Here is a 24,060-nt window from a genome sequence, read left to right on the forward strand (position 1 = left end):
AAACGAAGCACTTGCTTCTCACGAAATCTCCACTTACGTCACGGGGAGAAAAAAGGGGCCCACTGCTGTTGCATGGACCACTTTGTGGTGATCGTATGAGGATGTTGTCGGTGAGTTGTAAGCGCCGCGGGCCAGGAAAAAGCACTTCTTGTAGCTCAATTGCGGTGCCTTCGCCCCTACCCCCGACCTCACCGACCGCCATCGCGAGCAGCGCGCAATATCCTATCCCCCGATAGTCGACGAGCGCTCAGAGAACGGCGAACGGAAGGATGTGCGACAGCGAAGTGATGGCCGAATCTGTACGACTGACTCACCGTCCGCTACGAGGCCACCGTCCAACTCGCCTTGACAGGGCAGGCACTTGCGACCACATCCCGAACACGCCCTAGTCCAGGGGGAACTCGTCCGTCCTGAGGGTGAGGTCGACCACCGTTCCGGTCAGGTCGATGTCGGTGCCGAAGGCCACCCTCGTCTGCACGGCGTAGTCACCGCCCTTGGGGTCGGTGTAGACGTGGCACCGCCCCTGGTACGGGTCGGCGATGACGTAGACGGGGACCTCGGCGACCGCGTACGCGGTCTTCTTGGGGCCGTAGTCGTTGGCGGCCGTGCCCTTGGAGATGACCTCGGCGATGAACTCGACGTCCTGGTAGCGCCAGTGGCCTGTGTCGTCCGGCTTCGCCGAGTCCTTCAGCACGGCGACGTCCGGGCAGAAGCCGTTCTCGTAGCCCGGGAAGTCGATCCGGACGTCCGAGAACACCTTCACCCCCTTTCCGAACCTGCCCCTGACGGCCTGAGCGATCTCGAAGATGATCTCCCAGTGGCTGCTGCGCTGCGGCGTCATATAGACGTAGCCCCCGACGATCTCGACCCGGAATCCTTCGGGGACGGGCATCCGCTCAAGGCGCTCGAACCACTCGTCCAAACGCTCGGTGTTGGCGTCGGCGTCGGCCATCTCGATCCTGTCTGCAAGGACGGTCATCGTGGCGCTCCTCCCCGGCCGCCCCACGGACGGGTGCGGCCGCGCGGTACAACGATATGCACCGCAGCCAGGAGACGCCGGAAACCGGTCAGCTTGGTCCGGCCGCGTACTGGTGTCCGATCCCCCACGCCCCCCACATCGCCCCCGCGAACGCCCCCGCCAGTTTGTGTTCGCCGCTCCGGTTCGGGTGGGTGCCGTCGTAGGTGTCCGCGTGGATGTCGTACGGCTCCGGTATCGAGGCCAGCAGGAGCGGGGAGGACGGCTCGTCCAGGTCCGCCACCGCCTTTGCCAGCAGTTCGTTGAACCGGGTCACCTGGTCGGCGAAGAGCGGGTCCGTCGTGGCGCGGATGTTCGGGATGACCGGGAGCAGCACCATGCGGACGGCCGGGTCGGCCTCGCGTGCGGCGGCGACGAAGGCGCGGGCGTTGCGGGCGGTCTGCTCGGCGTCCGTGTAGAAGCCGAGGTCGATCAGGCCCAGCGACACCAGCAGCACGTCCGGCCTGCGCTCGCGCACCGCCTCGCCGATCAGCGGAGCCATGTGCAGCCAGCCCTCGCCCCAGCCGGCCAGGTGGCCGCGGGGGAAGTCGGGGTCGGCGTAGGCGTAGGAGGTCGGCGCGTCCGCGGACTTGTCGTAGAGCGTCTCCCGCGGGCCGACGAGCGTGAACGGGCCGCCGTACGTAGCGCACAGGTGCCGCCAGAGCCGGTAACGCCATGTGTGGTCGCCCGTGCTTCCGATGGTCATGGAATCACCGACGGGCATCAACCTAAGCATCCGCTCATGATGGTTGATCACGGCGGCGGGTGGGATGTGAGGCCCACCACGTCGGGCCGGCCGCGGGTCGGGATGGCAGGCTTGGGGCATGCGTCGATCGTTGGCCCTCTTCGCCGGGGCTCTGCTCACGGGTGCCCTCGCCGTGCCGCCCGCCACCGCGGCCGACGGTGACGGGGGGTTCACGATCAAGGACCCTCGGATCACCGAGTCCAGCGGCCTGGCCGCCTCCCGCCTGCACCCGGGCATCTACTGGACGCACAACGACAGCGACGACGGGCCGTACCTCTACGCCGTGGACGGCGCCACCGGCAGGACCGTCGCCACGGTGACGCTGAGCGGCGTCGGTTCCCCGCGCGACGTCGAGGCGATCTCCATCGGACCCGGCAACCAGATCTACGTCGGTGACATCGGCGACAACCTCGACGGCTCGTGGCCGTACGTCTGGATCTACCGGCTGCCCGAGCCCGAGACACTGAAGGACCAGACGATCCGCGCGACGCAGTACGTGGTGAAGTACGCGAACGGCGCGCGGAACGCGGAGTCGCTGGCCGTGCACCCCAAATCGGGGCGGGTGTACATCATCGACAAGAAGGAGGACGGCGGGCATCTGTACGAGGGGCCCGCGCGGCTGTCGGCGTCCGGCACCAACGTCTTCAAGCCGGTCGCGCCCGTCGACCTGTGGGCCACCGACGCCGCCTTCTCGCCGGACGGCCGGCAGCTCGCGGTGCGCGGCTATTTTGGCGGGATCCTGTACGACTGGAACGGCGGCGACATCCGGCGCCGGCAGCGGCTCAATGTGCCCTTGCAACGGCAGGGGGAGTCCGTGACCTACTCCGCGGACGGTACCAAGCTCCTGTACGGCAGCGAGGGCGCCGACAGTTCGGTGACGGCCGAGGACGCGCCCGGGGGCGGCGGAGGCTCCGCCCCGTCCTCCGGGAACGGGCACGCCGCGGCCGACGGGGCGGGCGGCCCGAGTGCCGGTTCCGGACTGAAGGTCGCCGCCCTCGTCGCGGTGGCCGCCGCCGCCCTGCTCTGGCTGCGTCGGCTGCGCCGCCGCGACTGAGCGCGGGCGGGCGCGTGCCGCCCATCTTGACGCGTGCATGGTGTGCCAGTTTGCTGGGTGGTGCGCGGTACATGGGAGCGCTCCCATGAGTTCCGGGGCCGCGCCTCCTTGAGAGGACCCAGTCATATGCCCCGCTGCCATACGTTCCGCCGCCATATGTCTCGTGATCACACGTCTCGTGGCCACACGTCCTGTGAGCACACGTCTCGTGGTCACCTGTCCTGCTGCCACATGTCCCGTGATCACATATCGCGTCTCCGCGGATGGCGAAGGGCGCTGTGTGCCGCCGTCGCGGCGCTCCTGTTACCGCTGCTCTCCCTGGTCGCCCTGGTCTCCGCCGGACCCGCGCACGCCGCGGCCGAGGCCGGGGCGGGCTACTGGCACACCAGTGGCCGGCAGATCCTGGACGCGGCCGGACAACCGGTGCGCATCGCCGGCATCAACTGGTTCGGCTTCGAGACCGGCAACCACGTCGTGCACGGCCTCTGGTCCCGCGACTACAAGAGCATGATCGACCAGATGAAGTCGCTCGGCTACAACACCATCCGGCTGCCCTACAGCGACGACGTCCTCAAGGCCGGCACCGTCCCCGACAGCATCGACTTCTCCGGCGGCAAGAACGCCGACCTCCAGGGGCTCACCTCGCTCCAGGTCATGGACCGCATCGTGGCCCGCGCGGGCCAGGACGGCATGAAGGTCATCCTCGACCGGCACCGCCCCGACTCCGGCGGCCAGTCGGCGCTCTGGTACACCGCGGCCGTCCCCGAGTCGACGTGGATCGCCAACCTCAAGGCGCTGGCGACCCGTTACCGGGACCAGGACACCGTCATCGGTATCGACCTGCACAACGAGCCGCACGACCCCGCCTGCTGGGGCTGCGGCGACCAGGCCACCGACTGGCGGCTGGCCGCCCAGCGCGCCGGCAACGCCGTCCTGTCCGCCAACCCCGACCTGCTGGTCTTCGTCGAGGGCGTGCAGACGTACAACGGGGTCTCCGGGTGGTGGGGCGGCAACCTCATGGGCGTCGCCCAGTACCCGGTCCAGCTCGACGTGGCCGACCGGGTCGTGTACTCCGCCCACGACTACGCCACCAGCGTCGCCCAGCAGAGCTGGTTCAGCGACCCCACGTTCCCCGCCAACATGCCCGGCGTCTGGGACAGGTACTGGGGCTACATCTTCAAACAGAACATCGCTCCCGTGTGGGTGGGCGAGTTCGGTACGACGCTCCAGTCCACCGTGGACCAGAAGTGGCTGGCCGCCCTGGTGGACTACCTCCGGCCGACGGCGGCGTACGGCGCCGACAGCTTCCACTGGACGTTCTGGTCGTGGAACCCCAACTCCGGTGACACCGGCGGCATCCTGAAGGACGACTGGACGACCGTGGACACCGTGAAGGACGGCTACCTGGCGAGCGTCAAGGCGCCCGGCTTCCCGGGCGGCGGCGGTGGCGGCGACGGTGGGAGCAAGCCCGCGTGCAGCGCCGTATACACCGTCAGCAGCGACTGGGGCAGCGGCTTCAACGCCGATGTGCGGATCACCAACACCGGCACCACCCCCATCACCTCCTGGAAGGTGACCTGGACGTGGAGCGGCGGCCAGCGGGTGACCTCCCTGTGGAACGCGACGTACACGCAGAGCGGGGCGGGCGTCACGGTGGTGAACGCCGCGCACAACGGGGCGATCGCCGCGGGCGGTTCGGCCGGATTCGGCTTCGGCGGCGCACCCGGCGGCGGCACCGTGCCGAGCCCGACCTGCACGGCCACCTGACCGACCCGCACGAACGAAGGGCGCCCGGCGAGCACCGGGCGCCCCTGCGCCGTACGGGAGGCGGCGGGTCACCGCCGTACGGAAGCGGTCAGAGCTTCTCGATCACGTAGTCCACACAGTGGGTCAGGGCCTCGACGTCCGCCGGGTCGACGGCCGGGAACATCGCGATGCGCAGCTGGTTGCGGCCGAGCTTGCGGTACGGCTCGGTGTCGACGATGCCGTTGGCGCGCAGCACCTTGGCGACGGCCGCCGCGTCGATGTCGTCGGCGAAGTCGATCGTGCCGACGACCTGGGAGCGCTTGGCCGCGTCGGAGACGAACGGGGTGGCGTACTTGGACTCCTCCGCCCAGGCGTACAGGCGGGTCGAGGAGTCCTTGGTGCGGGCCGTGGACCAGGCGAGGCCGCCCTGGCCGTTGAGCCACTCCAACTGCTGGTTCAGCAGGAAGAGGGTGGCCAGCGCCGGGGTGTTGTACGTCTGGTTCTTGCGCGAGTTGTCGATCGCCGTGGGCAGCGAGAAGAACTCGGGGACGTGCCGGCCGCTCGCGTGGATCCGCTCGGCGCGCTCGATCGCCGCCGGGGAGAAGACACCGATCCACAGGCCGCCGTCGGAGGCGAAGGACTTCTGCGGGGCGAAGTAGTAGACGTCGGTCTCGGCGACATCGACCGGGAGGCCGCCGGCGCCGCTGGTCGCGTCGACCAGCACCAGCGCGCCCTCGTCGGCGCCGGCCACCCGCCTGATCGGCATGGCGACACCGGTCGAGGTCTCGTTGTGTGTGAAGGCGTAGACGTCGACGCCCGCCTCGGCCCGCGCCTCCGGGTGGGTGCCGGGGTCGGTGGCGATGACCGTGGGCTCGGCCAGCCACGGCGCCAGCTTGGCGGCCTTGGCGAACTTGGACGAGAACTCGCCGAACGTGAGGTGCTGCGACTTGTTGTCGATCAGCCCGTGGGTGGCGATGTCCCAGAACGCCGTGGAGCCGCCGTTGCCGAGGACGACCTCGTAGCCGTCCGGGAGCGAGAACAGGGCGCCGATGCCCTCGCGCACCTGGCCGACCAGGTTCTTCACCGGGGCCTGGCGGTGGGAGGTGCCCAGCAGGGACGTACCGGTGGCGGCCAGCGCGTCCAGCGCCTCCACCCGGACCTTGGAGGGACCCGCGCCGAACCGACCGTCCGCGGGCTTGATGTCAGCAGGAATCTGGATCTCAGCCACGAGGTGAGGTTAGCCGCGGAAGAAACCCGGGCGAAAGCTCGTCCGTCGGCTGAGACGGCGTTTCGGGTGACGCGCCCTCGCGGGCTGACGGCCATGCCCCCCGCGCGCGGGGGCTCAAGCGCCGGCGCGCACGGCCTCCGGCCCCGGGCCTGTGACGGTTTCGACGCCGCGCGGCGGCGATGGTCCGATGGGTGCCCCGGCCCTTGACGGCAACCTTGACGGCCGCCACCGCGGCCCCCGTTCACACGCCTGCCTGCCCGCTGCGGGCGGCCCCTACACTCCGTCCGCGCCCGATGGCCGTTCCCGTGCCCGATGGGCCGTTCCCGTGCCCGATGGCCGTTCCCGTGCCCGCAAGGCTCAGCGTCCTTGTGCGCAGGCGCTGGCTCCCGCGCGTGCAGGACCCGCGTCGTCCGGCGGAGCGGGGTTTCGGGGGCCTTGGCTTCCCGTGCGCGCCCGAGGATCTTGTCCCCCGTGCTCGAAGGCTTCCGCGTCCGCGCCCGAAAGCCTCGGCTCCCGCGGGTGTGGGCCACGCCCATGTGCCCGAGCCCCTTGCCGTCCGTGACCGAGGGCCCGGCTGCCGAGGGCAGGGCTCAGCGTTCTTGTGCGAAGGCACTGGCTGCCGTGCGCGTCGCCCGCGCGCAGGCCGCGGCCCTCGTGCGCGTAGGCCCCGGTGCCCCATGTGTGGGGGCGCGCATGCGTTCCGGGGGCTGCGGTACTCGCCGGCCGGCTGGTTTGCTGGGCGTATGACGGATCTTGCGGCCGAGCTGCGTGGGGCCGTCCGGGGTGAGGTCGCCTTCGACGTCACGTCCCGGGCGTTGACGACCATGGACGCGTCCAACTACCGGCGGATCCCGCTCGGGGTGGTGGCCCCGCGGGACGCCGACGACGTCGCCGCCGTCCTCGACGTGTGCCGGGCGCGCGGGGTGCCGGTGGTGGCCCGCGGCGGCGGTACCTCGATCGCGGGGCAGGCGACCGGCACCGGCGTGGTGCTGGACTTCACCCGCCACATGAACCGGGTCCTCGACATCGACCCCGGCACCCGCACCGCCGTCGTCCAGCCCGGCCTGGTCCTCGACCGGCTCCAGGAGGCCGCGGCGCCGCACGGCCTGCGCTTCGGACCCGACCCGTCCACCCACGGCCGGTGCACGCTCGGCGGGATGATCGGCAACAACTCCTGCGGCGCGCACTCGGTGGCCTGGGGCACCACCGCGGACAACGTCCGGGAACTGGACGTGTGCACCGCGCGCGGGGAGCGGCTGCGGCCGGGACCGGACTGGGCGGGCGCCCCGCAGGGGCTGCGCGCCCTGGTGGAGGGCGAGTTGGCGCTGCTGCGCACCGGTTTTCCCGAGCTGCCCCGCCGTATCTCCGGGTACGCGCTGGACGCGCTGCTGCCCGAGCGCGGCGCCGACGTCGCCCGCTCCTTGTGCGGCTCGGAGGGCACGCTGGCCGTGCTGACCCAGGCGGTCGTACGGCTCGTCGAGGACCCACGCGCGCGTGCCCTGGCGGTGCTCGGCTACCCCGACGAGAGCGCCGCGGCCGACGCCGCCGCCGGTCTGCTGCCGCACAGGCCGCTCACCGTGGAGGGCATGGCGGCCGACCTGGTGCCGTCGCCTGCCGGGCTGCCCCGGGGCGGGGCCTGGCTGTTCGTGGAGACCGGCGGGGAGTCGGCGGCGCAGGCATGCGCGCGTGCCGAGGAGATCGTCCGCGCGGCCGACGCCGTCGACGCGCTCGTCGTCACCGACCCCGGCGCCCAGCGGGCCCTGTGGCGGGTGCGGGAGGACGCGAGCGGCACCGCGACCCGGATGCCGGACGGCAGGGAGGCCTGGCCCGGCTGGGAGGACTGCGCGGTACCGCCCGCCCGGCTCGGCGCCTACCTGCGGGACTTCCGGGCTCTGCTGGTCGCGCACGGGCTGCGCGGCACGCCCTACGGGCACTTCGGTGACGGCTGCATCCACGTCCGCATCGACTTCGATCTGCTGACCGAGGCCGGCATCGGCCGCTTCCGGCGCTTCTCCGAACAGATCGCCGACCTGGTCGTGGCGCACGGCGGATCGCTGTCCGGGGAGCACGGCGACGGGCAGGCGCGGGCCGAACTGCTCCCGAAGATGTACGGCACGCGGCTCGTCGGCCTCTTCGAGCGGGCCAAGGCCGTATGGGACCCCGACGGCCTGCTCAACCCCGGCATGCTGGTCCGTCCCGCTCCCCTCGACGCGAACCTCCGCTTCTCCGCCCTGCCCCGCGAACCCGTCCCCGTCGCCTTCGGCTACCCCGGCGACGGCGGCGACTTCTCCGCGGCCGTCCGCCGCTGCGTTGGCGTCGCCAAGTGCCGTACGACGACGGCGGCCGGCGCCTCCGTCATGTGCCCCTCCTTCCGGGCGACGGGCGAGGAGGCGCACTCCACGCGCGGGCGTGCCCGGCTGCTGCACGAGATGCTGGCCGGCGAACTGGTCACGGACGGCTGGCGCTCGACCGAGGTCCGGGACGCGCTGGACCTGTGCCTGTCCTGCAAGGGCTGCCGCTCCGACTGCCCGGTCGAGGTCGACATGGCCACCTACAAGGCCGAGTTCCTGCACCACCACTACGCCGGTCGGCGCCGCCCGGCGGCCCACTACACCATGGGCCGGCTACCCATGTGGCTGTGCTGGGTGGCGCGCACCCACATGGCGCCTGCGGCCAACGCGCTCGCCGCCGTACGGCCTCTCGCGCGCCTGGCGAAGCGGGCGGCCGGGATCGCGCCCGAGCGGGACCTGCCGCGGCTGGCCGGACAGCCGTTCGGCCGCTGGTGGCGGCGGCACGAGCAGGCCCCGGCGGACGGCGGTGACCTCGTCGTGCTGTGGCCGGACACCTTCACCGAGCACTTCTCGCCCGCGGTGGGCCGGGCGGCCGTACGCGTGCTGGAGGCCGCCGGACTCCGCGTGGCCCTCCCGCCGACCCTGCACCTGGCGGCGCCCCCGGTCGGCGGAGGCAGGTCGGCCACCGTGAACCCGCTCGCGATCCTCCGGGGCCGGGGCCGGGTCTGCTGCGGGCTGACCTACATCTCCACGGGCCAGCTCGACGGGGCCCGCGCGGTGCTGCGCCGCACCCTCGACCTGATGGAACCGGTGCTGCGGGCCGCGGTGCCCGTCGTCGTCCTGGAACCCAGCTGTGCCGCCACCCTCCGCACCGACCTGCCCGAACTGCTCCACGACGACCCGCGCGCGGCCCGCCTGGCGGCGGCGGTCGTCACCTTCGCCGAGGCGCTGGAGCGGTACGCGCCCGACTGGACCCCGCCCGCGGTGGACCGGCCCGTGGCCGGCCAGACCCACTGCCACCAGCACGCGGTCCTCGGCGACGCGGCCGAGCGGCGGCTGCGCGAGGCCGCGGGCCTGACCGGCGACCTCAGCGGCGGCTGCTGCGGTCTGGCGGGCAACTTCGGCTTCGAGAAGGGGCACTACCAGGTGTCCGTGGCCTGCGCGGAGGAACGCCTCCTGCCCTCCGTACGCCAGGCAGCCGAGGACACGGTGATCCTGGCGGACGGTTTCTCCTGCCGCACCCAGCTGGCGCAGCTGGCCGGGGTCAGGGGGCGGCACCTGGCGGAGGTGCTGGCCGCGGCCCTGGACGACGACGGCGACGCGGGGGAAAGGCGAGCGCATGCCGTGTGACCGCATCGCCGTGCTCTCGGACGTCCACGGCGTGCTCCCCGCCCTGGAGGCCGTACTCGCCGAGCCCGACGTGGCCGCCGCCGACCGCATCGTGCTCACCGGTGATCTCGCGGCCGGTCCGCAGCCCGCCGAGGTGATCGACCTGCTGCGGGCGCAGGGCGAGCGGGTCCTGTGGATCTCGGGAAACGCGGACCGCGAACTGGTGGAGTTCCGGCGCGGCGAACGCGACGACATCCCCGATCCCATCGCCCCGTTCGCGGCCGAAGCCCTGCGCGCCGACCAGGTCGACCTGCTGGCCGGCCTGCCCACGTCCCTGACCCTCGACGTCACCGGCCTCGGCCCGGTCCTGTTCTGCCACGCCACGCCCCGCGACGACGAGGAGGTCGTGCTCGTCGACTCCCGCGCCGAGCGCTGGGCGGAGGTCTTCACCGGCCTCGATCCCGCCGTCCGCACCGTCGTCTGCGGCCACACCCATATGCCCTACGTCCGCCTGGCCCACGGCCGCCTCGTCGTCAACCCGGGCAGCGTCGGCATGCCCTACGGCCGGCCCGGCGCCCACTGGTGCCTGCTCGGCCCCGGTGCCGACCTGCGTGTCACGCCGTACGACATCCCGGCCGCCGTCGCCCGCCTGGTCGCCGAGTGCGCCTACCCGGACATCGCCGCATGGGCCGACTACTTCCTGCACGCGCGGGCCACGGACACCGAGGTGCTGGAGCAGTTCGGGCCGCGTGACGGGCGGCGCTGAGGCCGCCGGCGGACTTAGCCGTACTCGGCTCGTCTCGGCATCCAGGACAGTGGCATACCGGGTTCACACACCTGACGGGAGTCAACTACTCTGGACTCGAAAGTACACCATGATGAACACCTCCTGATCGATCCCCTGGACCGCCCGTGACCACCCGCAGCGCCGCCACACCGACCACCGCCTCGACCACCGCCCCGCCCGGGACCACACCCGCGCAGGGCGCGGCACCGCGCCGGTTCGGGGCGCTCGGACTCGTCCTCTCCGGTGGCATCTCGGTTCAGTTCGGCGCGGCGCTCGCCGTGACCCTGATGCCGCGCGCCGGCGCCTTCGGCGTGGTGACGCTGCGGCTGCTCGCGGCGGCCGTGGTCCTGCTCGTGGTGTGCCGGCCCCGGCTGCGCGGCCACTCGCGCACCGACTGGAGCACCGTGATCGTCTTCGGCATCACGATGGCCGCGATGAACGGCCTGTTCTACCAGGCGGCCGACCGCATCCCGCTGGGCGCCGCGGTCACCCTGGAGGTGCTGGGCCCGCTGGCGCTGTCGGTGCTGGCCTCCCGCCGGGCGATCAACGCCGTCTGGGCGGCCCTCGCACTGGCCGGGGTCTTCCTGCTGGGTGGCGGGGGCTTCACCGACCTCGACCCGCTGGGTGTCGCCTTCGCGCTCGGGGCGGGGGCCATGTGGGCCACCTACATCGTCTTCAGCGCCCGCACGGGCCGCCGCTTCCCGCAGGCCGACGGGCTCGCGCTGGCCATGGGGGTGGCGGCGCTGGTGTTCCTGCCGCTGGGCATCGCCGAGTCGGGCAGCAGGCTCCTGAACCCGACCACCGTCGCGCTGGGCTCGGCGGTGGCGGTGCTCTCCTCCGTCCTGCCCTACACCCTCGAACTCCTCGCCCTGCGCCGCCTGCCCGCCTCCACCTTCGCCGTCCTGATGAGCCTGGAACCGGCCATCGCCGCCACCGCGGGCTTCCTGATCCTCGGCCAGTCCCTGACCGTGACACAGTCCCTGGCCATCGCCCTGGTCATCGCGGCCAGCATGGGCGCGGTCCGCACCCAGGTGGGCCGCGGCAGGAAATCGACCTGACCGGCGGGTTACTGCGTGGCGTGAGCCAGGAAGCCGGCCCAGGCGGGACGGGACGTCACCGACAGCGGGATGGGCTGCCGATCCGGGGCGGCACTTCCCCGCGGTGCAGGCCGATCCTTGAGACGACCCGGGGCACGTGGGCGTTGCTTGCCCGGGACGGGCGTCCCGTGGACCACCCGAGGTGGGCAGAGTACGGGATCGCCCCGGAGAAGGAGGCCAAGATCCTGGCCTCCCTGTGATCACGCTTCGAGAGCGAGCAGCCCGACGTGCGGGCCGATCTGATGCGGTGGGGAAACCCGGTTGAAGTCCTCGATCCGTTCCCGGATCTGCCCGGCGAGCTGCGCGCCGTGGTACGCCGGGCGCGACAGGTGGCGGTAAACACGGGCGGTACGGACGTCCGAGAGCCGCCCGAATCCCGCCGCCCGCACCGCGCCGACGCCGTCCGAGAGCGCCGCCATCCACCTCTGGGCCGTGCCAACTTCGCAGGGGGTGCCGCCAAGTGAGGGCCGCAGGTGCAGAGCGGCGGCCCGTTTCGGTGAGGGGGCCGCCGTGGTGGGGTTGGTCAGCGGGTGGCGCGGATCATCACGGTGAGGAGTGGGGAGGCAGGCGAGGGCTGGCTGTGCCCGATGTCCTGGTAACCCCACGACTGGTAGAGGGCGTGCACCTTGCCGTCACCAGCCGCCGCGTTGACCATGAGCGTCACGTACGGCTCTTCTCGGGTGGCCAGGAGGGCGTCATGGATGCGACGGGCGGTGCCGGTCTTGCGCCAGGACGGCCGTACGCCGATCTCCTTGATGGCCAGGGCCGGGCGTTCGGTGTACTGGTCCGCTGGCGGCGGGGTGGTGCGCTGCCAATATCGGTCCCCGTGCTTGATGGTGTTGGCGTAGGCGTATCCGACCGGCTGGTCGTCCGCGTACGCGAGGACGGCGACGAATCCCGGCTCGCCGCCATGGCGGTCCAGACGCTCGCCGAATGAGGTGACGGCGTAGTTCGGCAGGTGCAGCAGGGGCGCGCGGACCTCGGCGTAGACGTCCAGCAGGTCGCCGCGGACATCCTCAAGCGTGGTGAACGTACGGAGTTCGACAACGGGTGCTGTGGTCATGCGCTGGTCCTCCAGGCGGCCGTGTGCTCGGTCCAGGTCTGCACGGTGGGGCTGCCGGGCGCCTTGGCCCGGAGCGCGGCCCCGAATTCTTGCAGCATGCGGGATACGCGGGCGTGTTGGGTAGCGGCAGTGGCGGGTACCTGCATGGCCGCGGTGGTGGCGGCGTCAGCGTCGCCTTGGTGGAGTTGAGCGTGTGCGAGCCGGGTCGTGGTGATGGCACGGGACCTGACCATGTGGGGTCGCAGGCTGGCCAGACAGCGGTGGCCGTGGGACTCCGCCGTCGGGTAGTCGCCCAGGGTGAGGTAGGCGGACAGCGCCAGGGAGTGCAGCTCCGCCTGGTCGTAGAAGGCGATGAGCCATACCGGCCGGACGGCGTGCGGGTCGGCGCGGTCCATGGCGTCCTGGGCCTGGTCGAACGCGCGGCGGGTGCCGGTGCGGTCCTGGGCGACGCCGTGGATGGCCGCCTGTCGGGCCAGGCCGAGGGAGGCGAACATGGGATCGCGGCGCGTGATGTTCAGGTTCCGGGCCACGTCGTTGGCTGCCAGGGCGTCAGCAGGGCGGCCCATGTGGCGGTACATGGTGCCGGCGTGGCTCCAGATGCGGAACTTGATCGCCTGGTCGCCGGACATCTCGGCGAGGGCCTGGGCCTCTCGCATGTGCCGCTGGGCGTCGTCGTAGCGGCGGCCGTCGATCGCCGCCCACATCGCCGAGGAGCGGAAGGAAGCTGCGCAGGCGTACAGGTGGCTGCGGACGCGCTGGGTCGCCGCGCCGGAGTTCTGGAGGTTCAGCGCTTCGTCGGCGAGCGCGGCGGCGCGCTGCTCGATGCTGAGTTGTCCACCGTGGCGGTGGTCGCTGGCGATGATCTCGGCGAATCGCTGCTGTAGGCGGTCGACGTCGCTCATGCCGATGCGGCGGGGGGCGGTGCCGGGCGCGGCTGCAGCGGCGGCGGCCACAGCGATGCCGCCGACGAGGGTACGGCGCTTCATGTCGGGGTCCTCCTGCTGGGGGGCGGGGGTGGACTGAGCCCGGCCCCGTGGCACGAACCCTAATTCGGTGGCGGGTAGGCCCGTGACGAGTTCAAGGGCCTTGCGTGTCACCGCATTCGGCCATCGGATACGGCCGGATTTCCAGGCACGGACGGATGAGCCGTCGTGGCCGCCGGTCCGGCCGGTCAACTGCTCGGCGGCCGTATTGACCGCCTCGGCCAGGCTGTTGGCGCTGTGGCCGTGCTCCTTCATCCACGCCTCAAGGACCGTGTTGCGCGTGGTGTCCATGAGCGCACCGTAGCGCTGCAACCCCGGTCCGTCATGCAAACGGCAAGTCAAGTCCCCCTAGGGAACGAGGCTGAATCCCTGGCGCATTGCCCTAACCGGCCAACTGTCATCAGGAGTTGTCTGGACGTCAGCCGCCCGCCGCATGTGCGCGGTGGCCTGATGGCCCGGCCCGGCCCCGAGCACCGCGAGGGGAGGACGGGGCTGCCCCAACTCACCCCAGAGGCAAGGCGTGACGATGTCCAGAGCAGCCGCGCAGAAGACCACAGCGAGCGAGGAGCGGCCGCGACCGTCCTGGCGGCCGGTCGCCTCGGTCACCGGAGATCCGGCCTACAGCGGGGTACTCCTACGCGACGAGCAGGCCGCCGAGGATGCCCGAGCCATGGTGGCAATGGTGCTGGCCGTGTGGCACCTTCCACAGCTTGCCGATGACGCCACACTGGTGGCCACGGAACTGGTGAGCAACGCCGTCCGGCACGCCCGTGGCGCGGTCGTGAGAATCACCGTGGCGCGCATCGCCCGCGACCGGGTGCGTCTGGCCGTCACGGACAAGAGCCGGGAGCTGCCGCGCATCCAGCTCGCGGACCCACTTGCCGAGACGGGCCGCGGCCTGCTCCTGGTCGACGGACTCTCCAGCACCTGGGGGGTCATTCCCTACACCTGGGGCAAGAGCGTGTGGGCGGAGGTGGGCACGGCATGACCGCCCTCAAGGCGATACCGGCAGGCGTGCTTGTGGAGTCCTACCTCGCTTCAGCCGCGGCTGCTCAGGACGGACGGTGGCGATGCGTGTGAGGCCGGACAGTCCGAAGGGCCAGTTCTTCTACGCGTTGGTCCTGGCCGTCCTGATGGGTGCCCTTGTGGCCGGTATCGGCCGCTGACCTCATGACCGGCTCCGGTCGCTCGCGCCCCAGGGAGCGACGGGAGCCCCCCAGGTGCCTGCCGGCTTCCCGCTCCCGACTCTCCCCTGCGGGGGCCGGCGGGCCCGCCACTCTCGTTTCGACATAGGAAGGTTCTCGATCGTGTTGCCTCCGGCACCGCCAGGTGTTGTCCCGTACATCGCCGGATGGAGTGAGGAACGGCTCCTGTCGTGTCCGATCGTCCGCCGCCGCGTGGCCCCGGGGATCGCGTACGCGGATGAAACCCCGTACGACCGGGACAGTTTCGGTGTGCTGTGGGCGCGGTACGCCCTGCGGCCCAAGCGGCGCCGGGGTAGCCCGCAGCTGCGGAACGTCCACCCGTACCGGCAGCGTCGGGCGATGCTGAACATGATGTGCCAGGTCTGCTCCCGCATGCCGCCCGACCCGCACGGCCCCCACCTGTTTCTCCTCCGGGACAGCGTCGGCCCGATCCGCGAAGGGGAACGGACCACCAGCCCGCCGGTGTGCGTGCCCTGCGCCGGGATCTCCATCCAGCTCTGCCGTGCCCTGCGCGGTGGACGCTTCGTGGCGGCATGGGCAAGGCGTGTACCCGCGTGGGGAGTGGTCGGCCCCCTTCACCATCCCGTGACGCTCCAGCCCATCCCCGGGTGCCACATGGAGCAGGTGAAGTACGGGTCGGAGTGGGCCCCCTGGGTCCGGGCCGCTCGCACGATGGTGGAGCTGCGCGGGGTGACACCGGCGGACCTGGACCGGGAGTTCGCGGTCCTCGGACGCGACCGCCTGGAGGAGGAGTTCGCCCGAGTCGCAGCACTGGCGACGGTCGTCTGACGGCGGGCGCTTCTCACCGCACGCACTCATCCCGCATCGCTGAGGAACGTTCGATGCATCGGCTGCTCACCACTTCCTTCCTCTCCTCAGACTCCCGCCCCCGGCAAGGGCGGACGACCCTCTTGGAGCCTGCATGCATTCCCTGATCGCCAGCCCGTTCCTGGAGCAGCATGTGCTCGTACGGCCGGGGAGCCGTGGCGGCGCCCTGCTGCCGGGAGAGCGGTACGAGGAGCTGCGCGCCCTTGACGCCGCGGAACCCGCCCCGGCCTGGCTCGCCGACGCCGTCCGCGAGCAGTGGGAAGACGTGGACGTGACCGGCCGGCCCACCGGTGACTTCCTGCTCGTCCGCCAGCCCTCCACCTGGGGGTACGGCAAGGCGAGTTGGGAGGTCAACCTGGGCTGCAACTACAAGTGCAAGCACTGTTACCTGGGGCTCAAGGTCAACTCCGGGATGTCGTGGGAGGACAAGCGGCGCTGCCTGGACGTCATGGCCGAGGCCGGGGTGCTCTTCCTCCAGGTCACCGGCGGCGAGCCGACCATCGACCGTGACTTCATGCGCGCGTACCGGTACGCCTGGGAACTCGGCATGATGATCACCGTCTCCACGAACGGTTCCCTGCTGTGGCGGAGGAACCTCTTGGACCTCTTCAAGGAGTGCCCGCCGTACCGCGTCACGGTGTCCATGTACGGCGCGACCAAAGCGAGCTATGACGAGCTGACGCAGCGCGAGGGAGCGTGGGACCAGTTCGTGCAGGGCATGAACGCCGCCCGCCACGCCCGCCTGCCGCTGCGTATGAGCGTCGTCGTCACCGAGGACAGCGGCCACGAGGAGCAGGCCATGGTGGACCTGTGCAATTCGTGGGGCGTCGAGTACGAGGTGTTTACGAACATGACGCCGACGATCTATGGCGGCGGCGAAGTGCTCACCGCGCAGTCCAAGGAGCATCTGCGGCTCCGCAAAACGTTCACCGGCTGCAACGCCGGACACACCTTCTTCCACATGGACCCGCACGGTCTGGTGTCCATCTGCAAGATCGGCCGCGATGACCAGATCAGCCTGCCCCATGAGGGAATCCAGGGCCTTGCCCGGCTGGGCGCGATCGCGGACCGCCTGATGCTTCGCACCGGAGGGTGCTCGGGATGCGCCCTGTCCGGTTCCTGCCGCGTGTGCAGGCCCCTGGCCAAGCACTACCAGGAGGCGAAGGCCCCGCTGGCGGCTTACTGCCAGCACGGACAGAAGAAAGCAGGGTGAAGATGACCGCTGTAGCAGTTGAGATCTCGCCGCGTCGCCCGCTCCCGGGCGACGGGCCCGCCCAGGACGGTCGGCCGTACTTCACGCGGCCGGTCCTGGCACCGGCCGTGCCGGTGACCCGGATCACCCCGGTCGCCGACATGGACACCGTGATGGACAGCGCGAAGTGCTCGTGCGCCGCTGGCGACGACAACCCGCACTAGCGGCCTGATCTGCACCTGATCCGGTCGTGAACGCGCAGGTCCTGACGCCAACTCGGGTCGGGGCCTGCGGCGTGCGTGCACGATGAGTAGCGTGCGTGCATGTGCTTTCACTGGGACTGGATTGAGCCTGTGATGCCCGTGCCGTACGTGCCGACCCTCGGCCCCGTCCGCCCGGGTGACCCGCTGCCCGAGCTGTTCGAGGCCGTTGTGGAGATCGCGGGGACCGGCCGGTTCCTCCCGTACGACAAGGACCGCCGCTGGTCCGAACGCAAGGCGGAGCGCGTCCTGGTCGGCGCCATCGAGCACGGCCGGCACCAGACCCTCGTGCCCACGCTCGCCGAGCGCGGCGCCGGCGTTGTCAAGGTTTACGTGTACGGGGCGGCCCCTGACGGCCTGTCCGCCGGCGCCGACCTGGCCCGCAAGCTCGCTGCCGTCCACGGCGCCGCCAAGGCCAGAGTGGTGTGGTTCCTGGGCCCGGAGCAGCCTGAGGCGTACGCCCAGGGCGTGGGGACCCGTGTCCAGCTCAAGGACTTCGCCGAGGGGCCCGGACAGGCTCCGGGCGTGTCGGTGCACGAGGACAAACAACTGCACGAGGGCGCCGGGTTCACGGAGTTCGCCGAGCAGATGGCCGCGGACGGGTTTGCGTTTCTCCACGAGCAGATGCGGGCCGGGACCGTGGGCCCGGTCCTCACCGTCCTCCACGACGGCCGCGTGGTCGGCGCCATCGGTCCCATGGAGACCATGGCGGATGTCGGCGGAGCCGCGCGCCTGCTGCCCCAGTACTTCGGCGTGCTGCCCCAGTACCGCGGCCACGGCTACGGTCGCGCCCTGTGGCGTGCGGCGATGCATTGGGGTCATCAGCACAGTGCCGAGTACCAGCTTCTGCAGACCGAGGTGGGAGGGGCTTCCGACCGGCTGTGTGCGGCGGAGGGGCTGGCGTCGTTGGGGTTCGTCAGCCAGCGGGATGCCTGAGGTCGTTCGCCCCTTGCACGCGCTCACCCTTTCCGGTGGCTGCCGGTTGTGGGGCGGATTCGCCTAGCTGTGCCAGCGTGAGTCCCGCCGTCTCCCGTGCCCGGCGCAGCTGACGGCCGTAGTAGTCCAACGGCGATGCGCTGGGGTCCAGTTCGCGGCTTCGCATGCCGACCACCTCCTGTCACCGAGAGTAGCGATACGCAAGCGCACGGGGAGCGGCGTTGTGGAAAACCGATTCATGCAAGCGTGCTTGATTGTTTCTGGGGGCGCTGTCATGCTCCTCCGCATGGCCGACCCCATGCCCGTCCTCGCCGACCTGCGTGCAGAGAGCCGCGAACTGGACTGGCTGGTAGGGGAGTTGGAGCCGACAGGCTGGGCGCTCGCCACCCCCGCGCCCGGCTGGACCGTCGCCCACCAGATCGCCCACCTCGCCTGGACCGACCGTTCCGCGCTGCTCGCGGTCACCGACGCGGACGCGTTCCAGAAGCTGGCGGAGAAGGCCCTCGCGGCACCGGAGACATTCGTCGACGAGGGCGCGGCGGACGGGGCCCGGCTGGCGCCCGATGCGCTGTTGGCGCGGTGGCGTGAGGGGCGGGCCGCGCTCGACCGGGCCCTGCGTGCCGCGCCCGTCGGCGCGCGTTTCCCCTGGTACGGCCCGCCCATGTCGGCGGCATCCATGGCCACCGGCCGACTCATGGAGACCTGGGCCCACGGCCAGGACGTGGCCGACGCCCTGGGTGTGGTCCGCACCCCCACCAACCGGCTGAAGCATGTGGTCCGCATCGGTGTGCGGGCCCGGGACTTCGCCTTCGGTGCCCATGGGTTGCCCGCACCCGCCGAGGAGTTCCGGGTGGAGGTCGTCGGCCCGTCCGGCGAGGTCTGGGCGTACGGCTCCGAGGACGCCGCGCAGCGCGTCACGGGGCCCGCGCTCGACTTCTGCCTGCTGGTCACCCAGCGTGCCCACCGGGCCGACCTCGCGGTGTGTGCGGTGGGCGCCGACGCCGACCGCTGGCTGGACATCGCGCAGGCGTTCGCGGGGCCGCCGGGCGCCGGGCGGGGGCCCAGGGGCGGGCGGGGGGAGCGGTCGTGACCGAACCGCTGCGCATAGGCAACGCCTCCGGTTTCTACGGCGACCGGTTCGACGCGATGCGCGAGATGCTCACCGGCGGCGAACTGGACGTCCTGACCGGTGACTACCTCGCCGAACTGACGATGCTGATCCTGGCCAGGGACCGGCTGAAGGACCGGGATGCCGGGTACGCGCGTACCTTCCTGCGGCAACTGGAGGACTGCCTCGGGCTCGCGCACGAGCGGTCCGTCCGGATCGTGACCAACGCCGGCGGCCTCAATCCCGCCGGACTCGCCGATGCCGTACGGGCGTTGGCGGACCGGCTCGGTGTCCCGGTGAGCGTCGCGCACGTGGCGGGCGACGACCTGACCGCCGCCCACCCGGGCCTGACCGCTCACGCCTATCTGGGCGGCTTCGGCATCGCGAAGTGTCTGCGGGCCGGTGCCGACATCGTGGTCACCGGGCGGGTGACCGACGCGGCGCTGGTCACCGGGCCGGCCGCCGCGCACTTCGGCTGGGCGCCCAGGGAGTACCACCGGCTCGCGGGTGCCGTGGTCGCCGGACATGTGCTGGAGTGCGGGGCGCAGGCCACCGGCGGCAACTACGCCTTCTTCGCCGAGGGCGATGTCCGCCGTCCCGGCTTCCCGCTCGCCGAGGTCCACGAGGACGGCACCGCCGTCATCACCAAGCACCCCGGCACCGGCGGCTTCGTCGACGTCGGCACGGTCACGGCCCAGTTGCTGTACGAGACGGGCGGTGCCCGGTACGCGGGGCCCGATGTCACCGCGCGGCTTGACACCGTACGGCTCACCCAGGACGGACCCGACCGGGTGCGCGTCGAGGGCGTACGCGGGGAGGCTCCGCCGCCGGCCCTGAAGGTCGGCCTCAACCGGCTCGGCGGCTTCCGCAACGAGGTCGTCTTCGTGCTGACCGGGCTCGACATCGAGGCCAAGGCGGCGCTGGTGCGGGAGCAGATGGCCGACGCGCTCGCCAAGTCCCCGCCCGCGCAGGTGCGGTGGGATCTGGTCCGCACCGACCGGGCCGACGCGGACACCGAGGAGAGAGCGAGCGCGCTGCTGCGGCTCGTCGTCAGGGACGGTGATCAGGGGGTCGTCGGGCGGGCGCTCAGCGGTGCCGCCGTAGAGCTGGCGCTGGCCAGTTACCCCGGCTTCCATGTGCTCGCGCCCCCGGGGAAGGGCACCCCTTATGGGGTCTTCGAGGATATGTACGTCCCCCATGGTGCCGTCGACCATGTGGCGGTCCTCCACGATGGGCGCCGTATCCCCGTGCCGGGCCCCCAGGACACCCAGGTGCTCGACGCCGTACCGGAGCCGGATCTGCCGGTTCCGCCGCCCGCCGGGCCGACCCGCCGGGCCCCGCTGGGGCTGGTCGCCGGGGCCCGCAGCGGCGACAAGGGCGGGAACGCCAACGTCGGCGTCTGGGTCCGTACCGACGACGCCTGGCGGTGGCTCGTGCACGAGCTGACCGCCGACAGATTCCAGCAACTGATACCCGAGAGCCGGCCGCTGACCGTGACCCGTCACGTCCTGCCCGGTCTGCGCGCCCTCAACTTCACCGTGGAGGGCATCCTCGGCGCGGGCGTCGCCGCCCAGCACCGTTTCGACCCGCAGGCCAAAGCCCTCGGTGAATGGCTGCGCTCCCGCCACCTGGACATCCCGGAGGCTCTGCTATGACGGTCCTTTTCTCCGCCGTCGACGTGCGCGGCGCCGACCACCGGGCGAACCGCGAGGCCATGCTCGCGAAACTCGCCGAGCTGGACGCCGAGCACGCGAAGGCCCTCGCGGGCGGCGGTCCGAAGTACGTCGAGCGGCACCGGCGGCGCGGCAAGCTGCTCGCCCGCGAGCGCATCGAGCTGCTGCTGGACCCGGACACGCCGTTCCTGGAGCTGTCGCCGCTGGCCGCCTGGGGCAGTGACCACACCGTCGGCGCGTCCCTGGTCACCGGCATCGGGGTGGTCGAAGGCGTCGAGTGCCTGATCACCGCGAACGACCCGACCGTGCGCGGCGGCGCCAGCAACCCGTGGAGCCTGAAGAAGGCGCTGCGCGCCAACGACATCGCGCTGACCAACCGGCTGCCCTGCATCAGCCTGGTGGAGTCGGGCGGCGCCGATCTGCCCTCGCAGAAGGAGATCTTCATCCCCGGTGGCGCCGTCTTCCGGGACCTGACCCGGCTGTCCGCCGCCGGAATCCCCACCGTTGCCGTCGTCTTCGGGAACTCCACCGCCGGCGGCGCCTACATCCCCGGCATGTCCGACCACGTGATCATGGTCAAGGAGCGGGCGAAGGTGTTCCTCGGCGGTCCGCCGCTGGTGAAGATGGCCACCGGGGAGGAGAGCGACGACGAGTCCCTGGGCGGCGCGGAGATGCACGCGCGCGTGTCGGGGCTCGCCGACCACTTCGCCGTGGACGAACGGGATGCCCTGCGGCAGGCGCGGCGTGTGGTGGCCCGCCTCAACCACCGCAAGGCGTACCCCGATCCGGGCCCGGCCGAGCCGCCGAAGTACGACCCGGAGGACCTGCTCGGCATCGTCCCGGGCGATCTGAGGACCCCCTTCGACCCGCGCGAGGTGATCGCCCGGATCGTCGACGGCTCCGACTTCGACGAGTTCAAACCGCTGTACGGGACGAGCCTGACGACCGGCTGGGCCGCTCTGCACGGCTATCCGCTGGGCATCCTCGCCAACGCGCAGGGTGTGCTGTTCAGCGCGGAGTCGCAGAAGGCCGCCCAGTTCATCCAGCTCGCCAACCAGCGCGACATCCCGCTGCTGTTCCTGCACAACACCACCGGTTACATGGTCGGCAGGGAGTACGAGCAGGGCGGCATCATCAAGCACGGCGCGATGATGATCAACGCGGTCAGCAACTCCACGGTGCCGCACCTGTCGGTCCTCATGGGCGCCTCCTACGGCGCCGGGCACTACGGCATGTGCGGACGCGCCTACGACCCGCGGTTTCTGTTCGCCTGGCCCAGCGCCAAGTCGGCCGTCATGGGCCCGCAGCAGCTCGCCGGGGTGCTGTCGATCGTGGCCCGCCAGTCGGCCGCCGCCAAGGGGCAGCCGTACGACGAGGACGGCGACGCGGCGCTGCGCGCCATGGTGGAGCAGCAGATCGAGGCCGAGTCGCTGCCGATGTTCCTGTCCGGGCGGCTGTACGACGACGGCGTCATCGACCCGCGCGACACCCGTACCGTCCTCGGCCTGTGCCTGTCCGCCCTGCACACCGCGCCCTACCAGGGTGCGCGGGGCGGCTTCGGCGTCTTCCGGATGTGAGGGACCAGCCGTGATCACTTCTGTCCTTGTGGCCAACCGGGGCGAGATCGCCTGCCGGATCTTCCGCACCTGCCGCGACCTGGGCATCCGGACGGTCGCCGTGCACTCGGACGCCGACGAGAACGCCCTGCACGCGCGCGTGGCCGACACCGCGGTACGCCTTGCGGGCGCGGCGCCCGCCGAGACGTATCTGCGGGGCGACCTGATCGTGAAGGCCGCCGTGGCCGCCGGCGCGGGCGCCGTGCACCCCGGGTACGGCTTCCTGGCCGAGAACGCCGGTTTCGCGCGCGCCGTCCTGGACGCGGGCCTGGTCTGGATCGGGCCGCCGCCGGAGGCGATCGAGACGATGGCTTCCAAGACGCGCGCCAAGGAGCTGATGGGCCTCGTGCCGCTGCGCGAGATCACCGCGGCCGATCTGCCGGTGCTGGTGAAGGCGGCGGCGGGCGGCGGGGGCCGCGGCATGCGGATCGTGCGCGGCCTGCACCAGCTGGACGCCGCCTTGGAGGCCGCGCGGGCCGAGGCGGCGAGCGCGTTCGGGGACGGCGAGGTCTTCGTCGAGCCGTACATCGAGGACGGCCGCCATGTCGAGGTGCAGATCCTCGCCGACGCGCACGGCACGGTGTGGACGCTCGGCACCCGCGACTGCTCGCTCCAGCGCCGCCACCAGAAAGTGATCGAGGAGGCCCCGGCGCCCGGCCTGGAGCCGGCCCTCACCGACGAGCTGTACGCGCTGGCCGAGCGCGCCGCACGCCGCGTCGCATACGTGGGCGCCGGCACCGTCGAGTTCCTGGTCGCCGGCCCCAAGGCCCACTTCCTGGAGATGAACACCCGCCTTCAGGTCGAACACCCCGTCACGGAGGCAGTGTTCGGCATCGACCTGGTGGCCGAGCAGATCCGCGTCGCCGAGGGCCACGCCCTGGCCCACCGTCCGCCACGCGCGCGTGGGCATGCGATCGAGGCCCGCCTGTACGCCGAGGACCCGGCCCGCGACTGGGTCCCGCAGACCGGCACCCTGCACCGTCTGGCCGTACCGGACGGCATCCGCCTCGACACCGGCTACGCCGACGGCGACGCCATCGGCGTCCACTACGACCCGATGATCGCCAAGGCCGTCGCGCACGCCACCACGCGCGCGGAGGCGATCCGCCGACTGTCCGGCGCCCTGGAACGGGCGGCCGTGCACGGCCCGGTCACCAACCGCGACCTGCTCGTACGGTCCCTGCGGCACCCGGAGTTCACGGCGGTCCGCATGGACACCGGCTTCTACGACCGCCACCTCGCGGACCTCACCGCCCCGGCCCCCGACCCGTACGCCCCGCTGGCCGCCGCACTCGCCGACGCGCACGGCCGCTCCCGGTTCGGCGGCTGGCGCAACCTGCCCTCGCAGCCGCAGACCAAGCGCTACCTGATGGCCGGTGAGGAACACGAGGTCCGCTACCGGCACACCCGCCGGGGCCTCGCAGCCGACGGCGTACGGGTCGTCCACGCCGACGCGGAAACGGTCGTACTCGAAGTGGACGGCGTACAGCGGCGCTTCGGGATCGCCCGCTACGGCGACCAGGTTCACGTCAACGCCAGCACTCTTACGGCCCTGCCCCGTTTCCCGGAGCCGACGGCCCAGGTGGCCCCCGGCTCCCTGCTGGCCCCGATGCCGGGCACGGTCGTCCGTATCGCCGAGGGCCTGACGGAGGGCGCCCAGGTACAGGCGGGCCAGCCCCTGATCTGGCTGGAGGCGATGAAGATGCAGCACCGGATCTCGGCCCCCGGCACGGGCACCGTCAGCGCCCTGCACGCCAGACCGGGACAGCAGGTGGAGCCAGGCACGGTGCTGGCGGTGGTCGAACCCGCCTAGTACTCCAGTCTGGTTTCGCGATCTTGCGGCGGCCCCGGCTGGGAACGGGTACGGCCACCGCGTGATCATCGGTTGGTGTGTGGACAAACGA

At 71.7% G+C, this 24,060-nt stretch carries 20 protein-coding genes and 1 pseudogene; 14 read left to right on the plus strand and 7 right to left on the minus strand.

Going from position 1 to position 24,060, the window contains the following annotated elements; translation table 11 throughout:
- Window positions 1–385: 385 nt before the first annotated feature.
- Both ACFYTE_RS23025 and ACFYTE_RS23030 read right to left on the minus strand, forming a co-directional pair.
- Window positions 386–979 (minus strand): Uma2 family endonuclease, encoded by a 594-nt coding sequence (locus tag ACFYTE_RS23025; RefSeq protein WP_388713369.1) that lies wholly within the window; start codon window positions 977–979, stop codon window positions 386–388.
- An 88-nt stretch (window positions 980–1,067) separates the two neighbouring features.
- Complete coding sequence (locus ACFYTE_RS23030; protein WP_388713372.1) at window positions 1,068–1,751, minus strand: GDSL-type esterase/lipase family protein; 684 nt, start codon at window positions 1,749–1,751, stop codon at window positions 1,068–1,070.
- A gap of 88 nt (window positions 1,752–1,839) precedes the next feature.
- Between ACFYTE_RS23030 and ACFYTE_RS23035 the strand changes: the two genes are divergently transcribed.
- Both ACFYTE_RS23035 and ACFYTE_RS23040 read left to right on the plus strand, forming a co-directional pair.
- A complete protein-coding gene (locus tag ACFYTE_RS23035; protein WP_388713375.1) occupies window positions 1,840–2,814 on the plus strand; it encodes a WD40 repeat domain-containing protein in 975 nt (324 codons plus the stop codon).
- Between the two features lie 231 nt (window positions 2,815–3,045).
- Window positions 3,046–4,581, plus strand: coding sequence for a cellulase family glycosylhydrolase (locus ACFYTE_RS23040; protein ID WP_388713378.1), 1,536 nt, complete (start codon window positions 3,046–3,048; stop codon window positions 4,579–4,581).
- 88 nt (window positions 4,582–4,669) lie between these two features.
- Here the strand turns inward: ACFYTE_RS23040 and serC are convergent, their stop codons facing one another.
- Entirely contained in the window at window positions 4,670–5,788 is a 1,119-nt protein-coding gene (gene serC / locus ACFYTE_RS23045) for a phosphoserine transaminase (protein WP_388713381.1), read from the minus strand.
- A 743-nt stretch (window positions 5,789–6,531) separates the two neighbouring features.
- Here serC and ACFYTE_RS23050 point away from each other — a divergent pair.
- The 3 genes from ACFYTE_RS23050 (at window position 6,532) to ACFYTE_RS23060 (ending at window position 11,253) form a co-directional block, all read left to right on the plus strand.
- Entirely contained in the window at window positions 6,532–9,429 is a 2,898-nt protein-coding gene (locus ACFYTE_RS23050) for an FAD-binding and (Fe-S)-binding domain-containing protein (RefSeq protein WP_388713384.1), read from the plus strand.
- Window positions 9,419–10,174, plus strand: coding sequence for a metallophosphoesterase family protein (locus ACFYTE_RS23055; RefSeq protein ID WP_388713386.1), 756 nt, complete (start codon window positions 9,419–9,421; stop codon window positions 10,172–10,174). The genes ACFYTE_RS23050 and ACFYTE_RS23055 overlap by 11 nt, the downstream gene beginning before the upstream one ends.
- A gap of 146 nt (window positions 10,175–10,320) precedes the next feature.
- Window positions 10,321–11,253: a DMT family transporter gene (locus ACFYTE_RS23060; protein WP_388713389.1), complete on the plus strand. Its 933-nt coding sequence runs from the start codon at window positions 10,321–10,323 to the stop codon at window positions 11,251–11,253.
- 239 nt (window positions 11,254–11,492) lie between these two features.
- On the opposite strand, the gene ACFYTE_RS23065 is transcribed toward ACFYTE_RS23060, so the two are convergent.
- From ACFYTE_RS23065 to ACFYTE_RS23075, 3 genes are all read right to left on the minus strand, one after another.
- On the minus strand, window positions 11,493–11,711 hold the full coding sequence (locus ACFYTE_RS23065) for a hypothetical protein (RefSeq protein WP_388713391.1): 219 nt from the start codon (window positions 11,709–11,711) through the stop codon (window positions 11,493–11,495).
- A gap of 104 nt (window positions 11,712–11,815) precedes the next feature.
- Window positions 11,816–12,355 (minus strand): GNAT family N-acetyltransferase, encoded by a 540-nt coding sequence (locus ACFYTE_RS23070; protein WP_388713394.1) that lies wholly within the window; start codon window positions 12,353–12,355, stop codon window positions 11,816–11,818.
- Window positions 12,352–13,629 (minus strand): XRE family transcriptional regulator, encoded by a 1,278-nt coding sequence (locus ACFYTE_RS23075; protein ID WP_388713397.1) that lies wholly within the window; start codon window positions 13,627–13,629, stop codon window positions 12,352–12,354. The genes ACFYTE_RS23070 and ACFYTE_RS23075 overlap by 4 nt, the downstream gene beginning before the upstream one ends.
- Window positions 13,630–13,864: 235 nt before the next feature.
- Between ACFYTE_RS23075 and ACFYTE_RS23080 the strand changes: the two genes are divergently transcribed.
- From ACFYTE_RS23080 to ACFYTE_RS23100, 5 genes are all read left to right on the plus strand, one after another.
- Window positions 13,865–14,326, plus strand: a complete 462-nt coding sequence (locus ACFYTE_RS23080) for an ATP-binding protein (protein WP_388713400.1) — start codon at window positions 13,865–13,867, stop codon at window positions 14,324–14,326.
- Between the two features lie 409 nt (window positions 14,327–14,735).
- Window positions 14,736–15,332: a hypothetical protein gene (locus ACFYTE_RS23085; protein ID WP_388713402.1), complete on the plus strand. Its 597-nt coding sequence runs from the start codon at window positions 14,736–14,738 to the stop codon at window positions 15,330–15,332.
- 133 nt (window positions 15,333–15,465) lie between these two features.
- A complete protein-coding gene (locus ACFYTE_RS23090; RefSeq protein ID WP_388713405.1) occupies window positions 15,466–16,584 on the plus strand; it encodes a radical SAM protein in 1,119 nt (372 codons plus the stop codon).
- A 2-nt stretch (window positions 16,585–16,586) separates the two neighbouring features.
- The gene (locus ACFYTE_RS23095; protein WP_351739175.1) at window positions 16,587–16,787 is read left to right on the plus strand and encodes a hypothetical protein; all 201 of its coding nucleotides are present in this window, start codon (window positions 16,587–16,589) and stop codon (window positions 16,785–16,787) included.
- A gap of 132 nt (window positions 16,788–16,919) precedes the next feature.
- Window positions 16,920–17,759, plus strand: a complete 840-nt coding sequence (locus ACFYTE_RS23100) for a GNAT family N-acetyltransferase (RefSeq protein WP_388713408.1) — start codon at window positions 16,920–16,922, stop codon at window positions 17,757–17,759.
- 61 nt (window positions 17,760–17,820) lie between these two features.
- Here the strand turns inward: ACFYTE_RS23100 and ACFYTE_RS23105 are convergent.
- Window positions 17,821–17,925 (minus strand): annotated as a pseudogene (locus ACFYTE_RS23105) (XRE family transcriptional regulator); the annotation flags it as partial.
- A 120-nt stretch (window positions 17,926–18,045) separates the two neighbouring features.
- On the opposite strand from ACFYTE_RS23105, the gene ACFYTE_RS23110 reads away from it, so the two are divergent.
- Genes ACFYTE_RS23110 through ACFYTE_RS23125 form a run of 4 tightly spaced genes read left to right on the plus strand, consistent with a single transcriptional unit; the run spans window position 18,046 to window position 23,969 of the window.
- Window positions 18,046–18,849, plus strand: coding sequence for a TIGR03084 family metal-binding protein (locus ACFYTE_RS23110; RefSeq protein WP_388713411.1), 804 nt, complete (start codon window positions 18,046–18,048; stop codon window positions 18,847–18,849).
- Entirely contained in the window at window positions 18,846–20,522 is a 1,677-nt protein-coding gene (locus tag ACFYTE_RS23115) for an acyclic terpene utilization AtuA family protein (RefSeq protein WP_388713414.1), read from the plus strand. The genes ACFYTE_RS23110 and ACFYTE_RS23115 overlap by 4 nt, the downstream gene beginning before the upstream one ends.
- Window positions 20,519–22,117, plus strand: a complete 1,599-nt coding sequence (locus ACFYTE_RS23120) for an acyl-CoA carboxylase subunit beta (RefSeq protein ID WP_388713417.1) — start codon at window positions 20,519–20,521, stop codon at window positions 22,115–22,117. The genes ACFYTE_RS23115 and ACFYTE_RS23120 overlap by 4 nt, the downstream gene beginning before the upstream one ends.
- Window positions 22,118–22,127: 10 nt before the next feature.
- The gene (locus ACFYTE_RS23125) at window positions 22,128–23,969 is read left to right on the plus strand and encodes a biotin carboxylase N-terminal domain-containing protein (RefSeq protein WP_388713420.1); all 1,842 of its coding nucleotides are present in this window, start codon (window positions 22,128–22,130) and stop codon (window positions 23,967–23,969) included.
- Window positions 23,970–24,060 lie beyond the last annotated feature (91 nt).

The organism is Streptomyces sp. NPDC004629 (assembly GCF_042873595.1).
Taxonomy (GTDB): domain Bacteria; phylum Actinomycetota; class Actinomycetes; order Streptomycetales; family Streptomycetaceae; genus Streptomyces.